This window comes from Lelliottia nimipressuralis, assembly GCF_041464075.1.
GTDB classification, from domain to species: domain Bacteria; phylum Pseudomonadota; class Gammaproteobacteria; order Enterobacterales; family Enterobacteriaceae; genus Enterobacter; species Enterobacter nimipressuralis.
In genome coordinates this window covers 2,326,668-2,338,607 of record NZ_CP167172.1, presented here as the reverse complement: position 1 = coordinate 2,338,607, position 11,940 = coordinate 2,326,668, and the positions used below count along the sequence as shown (strand labels likewise).

The window sequence follows — 11,940 nt, the reverse complement described above, 5'->3', positions numbered from 1 at the left end:
GGATCAGGCACCTGCTTTCTTGAACGTCAGCGGAACGACGGTTTTGGCATCATAACGGGCAGTACACTCCGCCACGTCGTTAGTCCCGGCTTTACAGGCGATTTCCGGCATCGGATAGCGCGAACCGTCCGTGCAGCGGGCATTGCCGCGGCTCTTAATCATCAGTTCGCCGTTGCTGTGAAGGCCCGAGAAAATGTCGCTTCGACAAATAACGTTATCGCCCTGAACCACGCGAGCGGTCCCCTTGTTGTTCTGAATTTGATAACGCAGTGACGGTGCTTTCCCGGTGATCGGATCTTTCACGTCCAGCATGGCGCGCCAGGTGCCGTTGAGGAATTTCGTTGAGCCGGTTTTTACCTGAACGGCGTCCATCACCATGGCATCTTTTGGGATCGCGGAAATTATCACCGCTTCTGCGACCGGAGCTGGTGCAGGTTCTGCGGCTTTAACCGGCAGAATTTCGGCCTGGTGCAGCGGCAGGTTCATCGCCATCTCGACCGCTGGTTTTACCGGTTTCGGGGCAATAGCAATCGGTGTCGGAGCAGGCGTTGTGACAGGCTCGACCGAAGGCGCCTGTTTTGGCCACAGCAGCGGAGTCGCGATGGCCGCGACAATCACGGCCGCCACAGGCAGAGACCAGAGCGGAACGCGGCGTTTTTTGCCTACTACCACAGGCGCAGGCTCCGCGGGCGCGGACACTTCAGGCATCACCACGGGCGCAGGCTCAGCGGAATAGAGGTCGTCTTCCGTCACACGAACCACAGGCGGTGGTGCGATGAGCGGCGCGTCGGCTTGCTCAAACACAATCGCCGGGGCGGGTTCTTCAGGCTCAGGCTCTTCAACTGGCGCAGGCATCGGCTCAGGCTTGAGGGATTCACGCAGGCAATCCAGAACATCCTCGCGCGCGTTTTCATTGAGATTCACAAAACCCCAGAACGCGATAACCGGCTTGCCGTCGACGAGGAACAGGAAATTTTCGCCGGGGAACTGGAATGCTTTTGAAAGCAGGGAACCAAACAGCTGTTGAGCGGTTTTAGGCGACTGGAGGCTCTTTTTGCTCAGCGATTCAACGCTTGAGAGGGTGTTCTCCAGATAGCGCAGGGCGCGGAAACGTGCGTCTTCATCGGCGGCATTCCAGCCCAGAACGTCACCGTCCACCGGTGAATACCAGTCGACACGGTCGCCGCCGTCATTGATCTGCGGAATCGCCAGACAATCGACGATCGTCTGCTGTTTGCGCAGACGCAGCGCTTCACGGATTTGTAGTGCTGATTCAAATACGGCCTGTCCGCCGCCGCCAACGGCCTGAAAATCATCGAGATTGCCGCTGCGTAAAAGTGTTTTTGCCACGATTTGGTCCTGTAGACTTCTTCACCCCATTACTTTAACGAAATCATTTTGCAAGCAAACGGACGAGGAGACGCTAAAAGCGGCGATTTCTTAGCGGATAGAAAGGTGCATTAGTGGTTGACGAAACAGCACACTTAAGGCAAATCACCGGGCGATGGCTGGCTGTTAAACCAGCGAAATTAATGGCTTTAGAATATCCTGATAGTGTTTCGTTATTTGCCACCCGCTCAGGGCTGTGCTGTTATTGACGTTCTATATAAAAAAATCAAAAGGCTTATAACCATGACCACAGGGAAAAAGCTGCTCGCGCTTGCGCTGAGTACACTCTTACCGGCAAGCGCTGCCTGGGCGGCAAACACAGATACGATCATTTACTGCTCTGAGGCGTCACCGGAGTCGTTTAACCCCCAAATCGCCAGCTCCGGCCCGTCATTCGTTGCCAGCTCTCAGGTGCTTTATAACCGTCTAATTAATTTTGATCCGGTCAAAAATACCCCGGTTCCGTCTCTGGCGGAATCCTGGACTATCTCTCCGGACGGCAAAACATATACGTTTACGCTGCGTAAAGGCGTGAAATTTAATAGCAACAAATACTTCAAACCGACCCGTGATTTTAATGCCGATGACGTTATTTTCTCGGTGCTGCGTCAGAAAGACCCTAAGCATCCGTATCACAACGTCTCCCAGGGTAATTACGAATATTTCAATGACGTCGGACTGGATAAGCTGATCCAGGGAGTCAAAAAAGTCGATGATTACCATGTGCAGTTTGTGTTGAGTGAGCCGAACGCGGCGTTCCTCGCCGACTGGGGAATGGATTTCGCCTCGATCCTGTCAGCCGAATACGCAGACGCTATGCTCAAAAAAGGGATGCCGGAAAACGTCGACACCTGGCCAATTGGTACCGGCCCGTACGTGCTGCAGCAGTATAAAGTTGATTCTCTGATCCGCTACGTTGCTAACCCGAATTACTGGGACGGCGAGGTGCCGACAAAACATCTGATTTTCTCGATTACGCCGAACGTCGAAACGCGCCTCGCGAAACTGCAAACCAACGAATGCCAGATTATCCCTGCGCCATCCCCGGTTCAGTTTGACGTGATCAAGAAGAACAAGGATCTGACGCTGCATTCCGTTGATGCGCTGAACGTCGGCTATCTGGCGTTTAACACCGAGAAAAAACCGTTTGATAACGTGCTGGTGCGTCAGGCGCTGAACTACGCGACGGATAAAACGGCCATTGTTAACGCCGTGTTTATGGGTTCCGGTACGGTCGCTAAATCACCGATTCCGCCGAACATGCTCGGTTTTAACAAAGATTTGAAAGACTACAGCTACGATCCGGAAAAAGCGAAAGCGCTGCTGAAGCAGGCGGGGCTGGAGAAGGGCGCAGAAGTGACCCTGTGGTCGATGCCGGTTCAGCGTCCGTACAACCCGAACTCCAAACGCATCGCGGAGATGATCCAGAGCGACTGGGCGAAGGTAGGCGTGAAGGCGAAAATTGTCTCTTACGAGTGGGGCGAGTACCTGTCCGGAATGCGTAAAGGCGAGCACGACAGCGCCCTGTTTGGCTGGATGTCTGATAACGGCGACCCGGACAACTTCGCCGATGTGCTGCTCGGCTGCAACAGCATCAAGACCGGCTCGAATGCCGCACGCTGGTGTGACAAAGGGTATAATGACCTGGTACAAAAAGCGAAGCTGACCAGCGAACCGGCGAAGCGTGCGGCGCTGTACAGCCAGGCGCAGGAGATTTTCTACCAGCAGGCGCCGTGGATTGCGCTGGCAAACGGCAAAACGTTCTACGCCACGCGCAGCAATGTGACCGGGTATAGCGTTAGCCTGATGGGCAGTGATTTCTCCAAAGCGAAGCTGAACTAATCTGATGCCTGGTGGCGTTGCGCTTATCGGGCCTGCTGGACAGCGTATGTGTTAGCCGGGTAAGGCAATGCCGCCGCCCGGCGATATGACTCGATGACAAGGAGTGACAATGTCACATTTAGACGACGTGATCGCGCGCGTGGATGCCGCGGTGGAAGAGAGTGTCATCACTCACATGAATGAACTGCTCATCGAACTGAGCGAAGACAGCGAACTGAGCCGCGAAGATCGCTACGCTCAGCAGCAACGTCTGCGTAACACCATTGCGCACCACGGCAAGCAGCATAAAGAAGAGGCCGACGCCCGCCACGATCAGCTGACCAAAGGCGGCTCGATTCTGTAAACGTCAGAACTGGCGCCGCGCAACCAGCCAGGCGCCAATTACCAGCAGCACCGCACCGCAGACCGGGCCAATCAGCGCCCGCAGCGGGATCCCCTGGCTTTTCAGCACGTCCATCACCAGCCCGCCAATCAGCTGACTGGCGACCAGCACCGCAATCGTCGTGGCTGCACCGACATACTGATAGCCGCTGATGCTGGCAAAGACAAAAAATGACCCCAGCAACCCAGGAATGAGCGTCCACCAGCGTATTGTGGACGCCAGCTCGCTGAAGCCCGCCACGCCGTTTTTAATCAGTAATATGCTGACAAACAAGACAATACCGACCAGTGAGTTCAGCAGCATAGCGATCAAAATCGTCGATGAGGACTGGGTGATGCGCACCATCAGCGTGTTTTGCACCACCAGACCGATGCCGGCAGCCACCAGAAAGACCAGCGTCAGGGATTGATTCATCCGATCGCGTCCGGTTCGTGGCGATCGTCGAGCTGGAGCTGCATAAAGGTCAGGTCCAGCCAGCGGCCAAATTTGGTGCCCACCTGCGGCATCTGCCCGGTAATGACAAAACCGAGGGTCTCATGCAGATGAATGGAGGCCTGATTCTGCGCCTCGATGCCCGCAACCATCACGTGTTTGCCGATGGCGCGCGCTTCAACGATCAGCGTTTTCATCAGTTCGCGGCCAATGCCTTTACCCTGATGGTCGGGATGAACGTAGACCGAATGCTCCACCGTATGACGGAAACCGTCAAAAGCGCGCCAGTCGCCGAAGGAAGCATAGCCTGTGACCACGCCGTTTTCTTCGCTGACCAGCACCGGATAGCCCATCAGCGTGCGCGCTTCAAACCAGGCAATACGGTTCTCCGTGTCGACGGTGGTGTCGTTCCAGATTGCTGCAGTATGCAGCACCGCGTGGTTGTAAATCTCGCCGATAGCGGCGCAATCTTCTTTGCTGGCGTGACGGATAATCATCGGAACCTCGGGATCGGTTGTTCACTATAGTGGTACGTATTACTCACAATATTACACAAACGCCGCGCCAGACCGCTACGGCATAAGACATATTTTTTTGTTATGACAACGGCATTGAAATCGGGTCCATACACTATAGTATGACGTCATGAACACTATGCCAGACGATATGAATCAACGGATTAGCGCGCGAATTCGGGTAGAACGCGAATCGCGCGGTTGGTCTCTTAGCGAACTTGCTGAGCGGGCAGGCGTGTCACGCGCCATGATCCACAAAATTGAACGCAGCGAAAGCAGCCCGACCGCAACGCTTCTGGCGCGGCTGTCGGGGGCGTTCGGTATCAGCATGTCGACGCTCATCGCCCGCGCTGAGATGCAGGAAGGCAAGCTGCTGCGCTTTGCCAACCAGCCGGTGTGGCGCGATCCGCAAACGCATTATCTGCGCCGCCACGTTTCACCGCGTACCGATTTGCCAATCGATCTGGTTCAGGTCGAACTCCCCGGCGGCAGCGATGTGCCGATGCCTGCGTCATCCTACGCGCTGGCGCGTCAGCTTATCTGGTTGCAGTCCGGTGAACTGGTGTTTCAGGAGGGCGATACCCGACATGAAATGCAGGCCGGAGATTGCCTGGAGCTGGGGCCACCTAACGACTGCCGCTTTATTAATGAGACGCAAAATCCCTGCGTGTATCTGGTGGTGCGCCTGAATCAGTCTGGCTCGTAATGATAAGGCAGTTGTCGGCAACAGGCGCTAGTCTCTAAGGACATTTGCGTAATAAGGAGCGATCCATGAGTCAATCTGCAAACACAAACCGCCGCCTGGTGCTGGCGTCTCGCCCACAGGGTGCGCCGGTCGCGGACAATTTTCGTTTAGAAGAGCAACCGATCCCAACGCCTGCGGACGGGCAAGTTTTGCTGCGTACCGTCTGGCTGTCACTCGACCCGTACATGCGTGGCCGCATGAGCGATGCGCCGTCCTATTCGCCGCCGGTTGAAATTGGCGCGGTGATGGTGGGCGGCACGGTCAGCCGCGTTGAGCAGTCGAACCACCCGAAATTTAAAGCGGGCGAGTGGGTGCTGGGCTACAGCGGCTGGCAGGAGTACGAACTCTCTGACGGCACGGGCCTGGTCAAACTCGGCGATGAGGTGAAACAGCCATCCTGGGCACTTGGCGTGCTGGGAATGCCCGGTTTCACGGCCTACATGGGGCTGCTGGATATCGGCCAGCCGAAAGAGGGTGAGACGTTAGTGGTTGCAGCGGCAACCGGCCCGGTTGGGGCGACCGTCGGTCAGATCGGCAAAATCAAAGGCTGCTATGTGGTCGGCATTGCAGGTGGCGCGGAGAAATGCCGCCACGCGGTTGAGGTCCTCGGGTTTGACAAGTGCCTGGATCATCGCGCGGACGATTTTGCCGAACAGCTGGCTCAGGCCTGTCCGAAAGGCATCGATGTGTACTACGAAAATGTCGGCGGTAAAGTGTTCGACGCCGTACTGCCGCTGTTGAATACCTCGGCGCGCGTGCCGGTGTGCGGGCTGGTGAGCGGGTACAACGCCACCGGACTGCCGGACGGGCCAGACCGTCTGCCTCTGCTGATGGCGACGCTGCTCAAGAAACGCATTCGCATGCAGGGCTTTATTATTGGCCAGGATTACGGTCATCGCATTCAGGAATTTCAGGATGAGATGGGGCGCTGGATCAAAGAGGGCAAAATTCAGTATCGCGAGCAGGTGATCGACGGGCTGGAGAATGCACCTCAGGCGCTGATTGGCCTGCTGGAAGGCAAAAACTTTGGCAAAGTGGTGATACGCGTCGCGAAGGATAACTAATGGTACTCATTATGGCGGGAATCCCCGCCATAATATATTCTTAAAGTTTGACTATAATGTCTTTAATAATACCAGCATAGCTATCGGCCATACCGGATTCGGTGAGCCGAGGGCAAAAAAAATGCATAAATTTTGGTTCTTGAATTTTTTAGCGTCATTCCAATACCAGTGTGAAGATACAGGATATATCGACAGGCACTCGTTCAGGTCAAAACGGGTGGATGAATAGCGCTTATTTTTTAAGCTGAAGGAAATGCACATGCTTGAATTGGAACATTTAGAAAAAGCACAACGCCTGAGCCTTACGATGCAAGTTGAGGTGAGCCTGAAAGGGGCGTTGATTGCCGGAGCGCTCAAACCTGGCGCCAGGCTTATTACCAAAGAGATTGCGGATAAATTAGGCACCAGTATTACTCCTGTTCGCGAAGCGCTTTTACGGCTGGTTTCCGCCGGAGCCCTGCATGCCACACCGGCACAGGCTTTTCTGGTACCGGAGATCACCCTCGATCGCTATACAGAAATAAACGCCATTCGTAAGCAATTAGAGTCGATGGCGGTTGCGGCAGCCTGTGAAAAAATGACAGACAGCAAGCTGCAGGAATTACGCGATCTGGCAGAGAAATTCCACGCTGCAATGCGTAACGGCGAGGCGCAGCGCGCCCTGCATGCTAATCGTGCGTTTCGCTTCAGGCTGTATGAATGCGCCCAGATGCCAACATTAACGGCGATGATTGAGCAACTTTGGGTGCGTATTGGCCCCTGCTTCAATTATCTCTACGAAGATGTACACGACATTTCAAAATACTCGTATCGCTACGATGAACTGCTGGATGCGCTTGAGCGCGGCGATGCAGTGGCCTGTGATAAAGCGATTGATAAACTCATTGACGGGTCGACGGCGCTTTTATTGCAGCAGTATTTTAGTTAAGGAATAGTTTAATTCCTTTTTACTTCTTCACTAAAACTATTGCTCTACTTAACTATTACCCGGAGGAATTGCTCTTCCGGGAATATTATTTCATGTTTATTGATGTAAAAACTCACCATCAAGTTTTGAGGAGTCATGCCGATATTCACTCTACCTTTTTAGACAAGGATAGATGATGAAATATCTTAGCTGGATTTTGATTCCTGTTGCCCTGAGTGTATCAGGCTGCAGCACGTTATTCCCAGAGCCAAAACTGTACACCCCTCCAGCAAACAGTGCTGATGTCGCAAAAATCCGTCTTATCGGGCCTCCTATGAGCTACGGGCTTTATCAATACGACCCTTCCGGTAAAGAAACGGGTGGATGGGTTTTAAAGCATAATCGTTACCTGAATCCTTTCCTGGGTTCAACAAAGGATATTGGCTTACCCAAAATAACCGGAAAGAGTTACAAAGATGATTATTTTGAAACGCTGCTAATACCTAATCAAAAAACCATCATTGAGCATTCATTGTATCAGGGCTGCCACGTCACCCTTTCATTCGTACCTGAAAAGCAAAAAATCTATGAAGGGCACATCAGCTACGCAGACAAGACGGGCTACTGCGTGCTGTATATGAAGGAAGTCGCATTAGATACCACCAATGGCATCTATGTGGAAAAGGATGTTAAGCAATGAGAGCGGCGAAGGCGTTAGGAATTGTTTTACTTGTCTTAATGAGCGCGTCATGTGCGTCAAATTACGATAAAACGGGCGCAACCAGCTTAGCGCAGTATTCTGAAAAAGAGATCAAACAGAAAATCACTCCTGAGGTGACCACCCGCAAAGATGTTCTGATTGCCTTCGGCGTTCCCGCCAATACACCGGATTACAACAAAGTGAACCACTGGGTATATACCTCAAAAATCGTCGATCGCCGCATCTACCTTATCATTCCGGTGATCCTCGACAGGAAACAATATCTGTCGGTTGATTTCTCTGATCAAGGGATTGTGACCGCGTACCGTTACGTTGAGGAATAAGTGGCCTCTGAAACCCCGCCTTCGTCAGGCGGGGTTTTTGTTGTGTAGCTTCTATTAACCGTTATTCGAAACGATACGACACGGACATCCCCACGCCGTAATTACGCCCCGGAGCCGGTTCGTAGTAGCGGCCGTTGGATTCGTTAACGATGACCGATCCGACATATTCTTTGTCGAACAGGTTATCGACGCGCCCGAAGACGTCCATTCCCCAGTTGCCGTAGTTAAATTTGTAGCCCGTATTCAGGCCGACAACGGTGTAGGAAGGGGCTTTGGCAGTGTTTTCATCGTCCGCCATAATATCGCTCATATAGCGCACATCGGAGCCTGCGTACCAGCCTTCTTCCGGCTGCCAGCCGAACGACGCATAACCCATATTGCGGGCGATGCCCGGCATACGGTTGCCGTTACAGTCGGCGTCGGAGCAGACGTTGGTGCGGTACGTTGCATCCAGATACGTCCACGCCATTTTCAACTTCCAGTTCTCGGCAAACTGCTGATCGAGGGAAAGCTCCACGCCCTGACGACGCGTTTTCCCGGCGTTTTTATAGCTGGTACGGCCGCCGGCGCTGGCGTCTACCACAATCTCATCATCCGTATCGGTGCGGAAAAGCGCCGCCGTCAACAGACCATTGCCGACGCGGGTTTTGCTGCCCACTTCGTAAGTATTGTTGGTGGAGGGTTTCAGGCCGAAGTTCAGCCCGCTTTGATTTCCGGAACGGTAGGAGAGTTCGTTGATGGTCGGCGTTTCAAACCCGCGGCCTGCCGCAGCGTAGACATTCCATCCATCGGTGATGGCGTATTTTAAAGAACTGGCAGGCAGCCATTTGTGGTAGCTCGCGTCGCCGCTGTCATCCCCGTTGGCGCCTTGTACGTAGTGATCGTTGGAGTCAAACCACACGGAGCTGTAACGCACGCCTGCATCCAGGGAGAGTTTTTGTGTCAGCTGCCAGCTGGTCTGCAGATACGGGTCGACGTTCCACATCAGGTTACGTTCGTTGCGGCGTTTATCGCCTTTCACACCGTACTCCGGCACGCCGTTGTTCATGACGAAGTTCTCGTAACCGCGACGATCTTCGCTCATGTTTTCGTAGTTCAGCCCGGTGGTGAAGGTCACGGGCACCAGCAGTTCGCCGCGATGCGTCCAGCGGGTGTCCACGCCCTGATAGTGGCGCTGCATATCGATCACGCCGCCGGAGTGGGTCTCTTTCAGCTGCGGCTGATAGGGAATCGATTGATACTGCGTCATTTCACGCTCACCGGCGTACATCATCACGCTGAGATCGTCCTGCTCCGTCAACTGGCGCTCGTAGCGCAGGCCAGCCTGGGTCTGCTTGATGGTTTTGCGGGTGTTGTACTGATCGGCGCGCGGCGACTGACGCGGGTTATCGCGCCACTCCTGATAATCCAGTCCGCCCGGATCGTTAGCTTTCATGTCGACGCTGTTGAAAATCAGCGTCAGTTTGCTGGCGTCATCAATGCGCACGCCCAGTTTGGCGTTCGCCAGATTTTTACGCGCGCCGCTGTGGTCGCGATAGCCCTTCGTCGTGAAACGGGTCGTCGACACCGTGTAATCCACATCGCCCGCATGGGTGCCGTCGCCCATCGCGCCGGTGGCTTTCAGGCCGTAGCGCCAGGTGCCGTAGCTGCCGTAATAGCTGCTCGCTTCAATGGTCGGCGGCTGCTGGCCGGTCTGGCTGGCGATATTGATCACGCCGCCGGAGGCATTGCCGTACAGGGCAGAGAACGGACCGCGCAGCACTTCGACGCTGTCGATGCTGGAGAGATCGATATTTGAAGTCTGCCCCTGGCCGTCCGGCATGGTCGCCGGGATGCCGTCGACGTACATGCGAATACCGCGCACGCCGAAGGTAGAGCGGGCACCGAAGCCACGCATGGAGAGCTGCAGGTCCTGAGCGTAGTTCTGCCGGTTCTGAATTTGTAAACCTGGCACGCTGCCGAGTGATTCAGAAAGGTTGATGCGCGGCGCGGCCTGACGCATATCGTCCCCGTTCACGACGCTAACCGCGGCAGGGGTATCGAGTTCAGAAACGGTCTGCGGCGTGGCGCTGACGATCATCGTTTGTTCTTGTGCAGCCAGTGCCGCTGCGGGGGCAAAGATCGTCGGCATCCACAACAGGGTGAGCGTGGCCTGACGGGCAGAAATGATTTTCATGAATAAAGAGCCGGTTGATGAAGAAAACGAACCAAATGGAACACATGTGCGTATGGTAAATCTTTTGTAAAGGTTTTGAAAACTTTAACAGCACGTTGCGTTAACAGAAGTGTAGATAAAAACGAAGCGGGGCGCGAAACGGGAAACTAAGGCTCCACATTCAGGTGAATAATGATTACTATTCTCAACAATAAAACAGGATGAAGCGATGACTTCGTCTCAGGGAAGCAATGTCGGCATTACACATTTTTTTATCAAAGGGAGTCGTCATGTCATTACGTCATCTGTGCTCACCGCGTCTGCGTGGTTCTCTGCTGTTGGGTTCACTGCTGGTAGCGGGGTCGTTTAATGTTCATGCTGCAGAAGAGATGCTGCGAAAAGCGGTGGGTAAAGGCGCTTACGAAATGGCGGTCAGCCAGCAGGAAAATGCCCTGTGGGTTGCGACCACGCAAAGCCGTAAAACGGATAAAGGTGGCGTGGTTTACCGTCTTGATCCCGTCACACTTGAAGTGACGCAGGCCATTCATAACGATTTAAAGCCGTTCGGCGCCACCATCAACAATGCCACTCAGACCCTGTGGTTTGGTAATACCACCAACAGCGCGGTAACGGCTATCGACGCCAAAACCGGTGAAGTGAAAGGGCGCCTGGTGCTTGACGATCGCAAGCGCAGCGAAACCGTGAAGCCGCTGCAGCCGCGCGAGCTGGTGGCCGATGACACCACCAATACCGTCTATATCACCGGTATCGGCAAAGAGAGTGTGATTTGGGTAGTGGATGGCGAAACCCTGAAACTGAAAGAGACCATTGCTAACACCGGCGCATTCAGCACGGGTCTGGCGCTGGATGCGCAGGCAAAACGTCTTTACAGCACCAACGCAGACGGCGAGCTGATCACCATTGATACGGCCACCCACAAAGTGCTGAGCCGCAAAAAAGTGCAGGACGACGGGAAAGAGCATTTCTACCTGAACCTGAGCCTGGATACCAAAGGTCAACGCGCGTTCCTGACCGACTCCAAACAACCGGAAGTGCTGGTAGTGAACCTGAAGGACGCAAGCGTGATCGAGAAAATCGCTGCCCCTGAATCGCTGGCAGTGCTGTTTAACCCGACACGCAACGAAGCTTACGTGACACACCGCGAAGCGGGCAAAGTCAGCGTGATCGACGCGAAAACCTACAAAGTGACGAAAACCATCGATACGCCAACCTTCCCGAACAGCCTGGCGCTGTCCGCTGACGGCAAAACGCTGTATGTGACGGTGAAACAGAAATCTACCCGTCAGCAGGAAGCCACCCAGCCTGACGACGTGATCCGTATCGCGCTGTAAAGCGTGTGTGTTAGCGCCGCGTAAATCTGGCGCTGTGGGTAAAAAAAAGGAAGGCCCAGGCCTTCCTTTTTTATTGTTGCTGGGAGGCTGTGTCGCCTGGCCCGGCCTGTAAA

At 54.2% G+C, this 11,940-nt stretch carries 12 protein-coding genes; 8 read left to right on the top strand and 4 right to left on the bottom strand.

Annotation, left to right across the window (positions count from 1 at the left end):
* Window positions 1–3: 3 nt before the first annotated feature.
* A complete protein-coding gene (locus tag ACB496_RS10955; RefSeq protein ID WP_371975196.1) occupies window positions 4–1,350 on the bottom strand; it encodes an SrfA family protein in 1,347 nt (448 codons plus the stop codon).
* 282 nt (window positions 1,351–1,632) lie between these two features.
* Here ACB496_RS10955 and ACB496_RS10950 point away from each other — a divergent pair, with 282 nt between their 5' ends.
* Together ACB496_RS10950 and ACB496_RS10945 are read left to right on the top strand one after the other, a co-directional pair.
* Window positions 1,633–3,231 (top strand): ABC transporter substrate-binding protein, encoded by a 1,599-nt coding sequence (locus tag ACB496_RS10950; RefSeq protein WP_371975195.1) that lies wholly within the window; start codon window positions 1,633–1,635, stop codon window positions 3,229–3,231.
* 109 nt (window positions 3,232–3,340) lie between these two features.
* The gene (locus ACB496_RS10945; protein WP_102103795.1) at window positions 3,341–3,574 is read left to right on the top strand and encodes a YdcY family protein; all 234 of its coding nucleotides are present in this window, start codon (window positions 3,341–3,343) and stop codon (window positions 3,572–3,574) included.
* 3 nt (window positions 3,575–3,577) lie between these two features.
* Here the strand turns inward: ACB496_RS10945 and ACB496_RS10940 are convergent, their stop codons facing one another.
* The gene (locus ACB496_RS10940) at window positions 3,578–4,027 is read right to left on the bottom strand and encodes a DMT family transporter (RefSeq protein ID WP_102103794.1); all 450 of its coding nucleotides are present in this window, start codon (window positions 4,025–4,027) and stop codon (window positions 3,578–3,580) included.
* A complete protein-coding gene (locus ACB496_RS10935; protein ID WP_123427802.1) occupies window positions 4,024–4,542 on the bottom strand; it encodes a GNAT family N-acetyltransferase in 519 nt (172 codons plus the stop codon). The genes ACB496_RS10940 and ACB496_RS10935 overlap by 4 nt, the downstream gene beginning before the upstream one ends.
* A gap of 148 nt (window positions 4,543–4,690) precedes the next feature.
* Here ACB496_RS10935 and ACB496_RS10930 point away from each other — a divergent pair, with 148 nt between their 5' ends.
* The 5 genes from ACB496_RS10930 to ACB496_RS10910 all read left to right on the top strand — a co-directional run bounded on the left by ACB496_RS10930 (window position 4,691) and on the right by ACB496_RS10910 (window position 8,320).
* On the top strand, window positions 4,691–5,266 hold the full coding sequence (locus tag ACB496_RS10930; RefSeq protein ID WP_100780044.1) for a helix-turn-helix domain-containing protein: 576 nt from the start codon (window positions 4,691–4,693) through the stop codon (window positions 5,264–5,266).
* Window positions 5,267–5,331: 65 nt separating this feature from the next.
* Window positions 5,332–6,369, top strand: a complete 1,038-nt coding sequence (locus tag ACB496_RS10925; protein ID WP_100780045.1) for an NADP-dependent oxidoreductase — start codon at window positions 5,332–5,334, stop codon at window positions 6,367–6,369.
* A 259-nt stretch (window positions 6,370–6,628) separates the two neighbouring features.
* The gene (locus tag ACB496_RS10920) at window positions 6,629–7,297 is read left to right on the top strand and encodes a GntR family transcriptional regulator (protein WP_100780046.1); all 669 of its coding nucleotides are present in this window, start codon (window positions 6,629–6,631) and stop codon (window positions 7,295–7,297) included.
* Window positions 7,298–7,469: 172 nt separating this feature from the next.
* Window positions 7,470–7,976, top strand: a complete 507-nt coding sequence (locus ACB496_RS10915; RefSeq protein ID WP_371975194.1) for a hypothetical protein — start codon at window positions 7,470–7,472, stop codon at window positions 7,974–7,976.
* On the top strand, window positions 7,973–8,320 hold the full coding sequence (locus tag ACB496_RS10910; RefSeq protein WP_129035244.1) for a hypothetical protein: 348 nt from the start codon (window positions 7,973–7,975) through the stop codon (window positions 8,318–8,320). The genes ACB496_RS10915 and ACB496_RS10910 overlap by 4 nt, the downstream gene beginning before the upstream one ends.
* 61 nt (window positions 8,321–8,381) lie before the next feature.
* Here ACB496_RS10910 and pqqU read toward each other — a convergent pair whose 3' ends face one another.
* Entirely contained in the window at window positions 8,382–10,496 is a 2,115-nt protein-coding gene (pqqU, locus tag ACB496_RS10905) for a TonB-dependent receptor PqqU (RefSeq protein WP_231275672.1), read from the bottom strand.
* 269 nt (window positions 10,497–10,765) lie between these two features.
* Between pqqU and ACB496_RS10900 the strand changes: the two genes are divergently transcribed.
* Window positions 10,766–11,827: a YncE family protein gene (locus ACB496_RS10900; RefSeq protein ID WP_371975193.1), complete on the top strand. Its 1,062-nt coding sequence runs from the start codon at window positions 10,766–10,768 to the stop codon at window positions 11,825–11,827.
* Window positions 11,828–11,940 lie beyond the last annotated feature (113 nt).

Coding starts and splice junctions, on each gene's coding strand:
- ACB496_RS10900 (WP_371975193.1), top strand. CDS start 10,766: ATGTCATTACGTCATCTGTGCTCACCGCGTCTGCGTGGTTCTCTGCTG.
- ACB496_RS10925 (WP_100780045.1), top strand. CDS start 5,332: ATGAGTCAATCTGCAAACACAAACCGCCGCCTGGTGCTGGCGTCTCGC.
- ACB496_RS10945 (WP_102103795.1), top strand. CDS start 3,341: ATGTCACATTTAGACGACGTGATCGCGCGCGTGGATGCCGCGGTGGAA.
- ACB496_RS10910 (WP_129035244.1), top strand. CDS start 7,973: ATGAGAGCGGCGAAGGCGTTAGGAATTGTTTTACTTGTCTTAATGAGC.
- ACB496_RS10915 (WP_371975194.1), top strand. CDS start 7,470: ATGATGAAATATCTTAGCTGGATTTTGATTCCTGTTGCCCTGAGTGTA.
- ACB496_RS10935 (WP_123427802.1), bottom strand. CDS start 4,542: ATGATTATCCGTCACGCCAGCAAAGAAGATTGCGCCGCTATCGGCGAG.
- ACB496_RS10920 (WP_100780046.1), top strand. CDS start 6,629: ATGCTTGAATTGGAACATTTAGAAAAAGCACAACGCCTGAGCCTTACG.
- ACB496_RS10930 (WP_100780044.1), top strand. CDS start 4,691: ATGAACACTATGCCAGACGATATGAATCAACGGATTAGCGCGCGAATT.
- pqqU (WP_231275672.1), bottom strand. CDS start 10,496: ATGAAAATCATTTCTGCCCGTCAGGCCACGCTCACCCTGTTGTGGATG.
- ACB496_RS10950 (WP_371975195.1), top strand. CDS start 1,633: ATGACCACAGGGAAAAAGCTGCTCGCGCTTGCGCTGAGTACACTCTTA.
- ACB496_RS10940 (WP_102103794.1), bottom strand. CDS start 4,027: ATGAATCAATCCCTGACGCTGGTCTTTCTGGTGGCTGCCGGCATCGGT.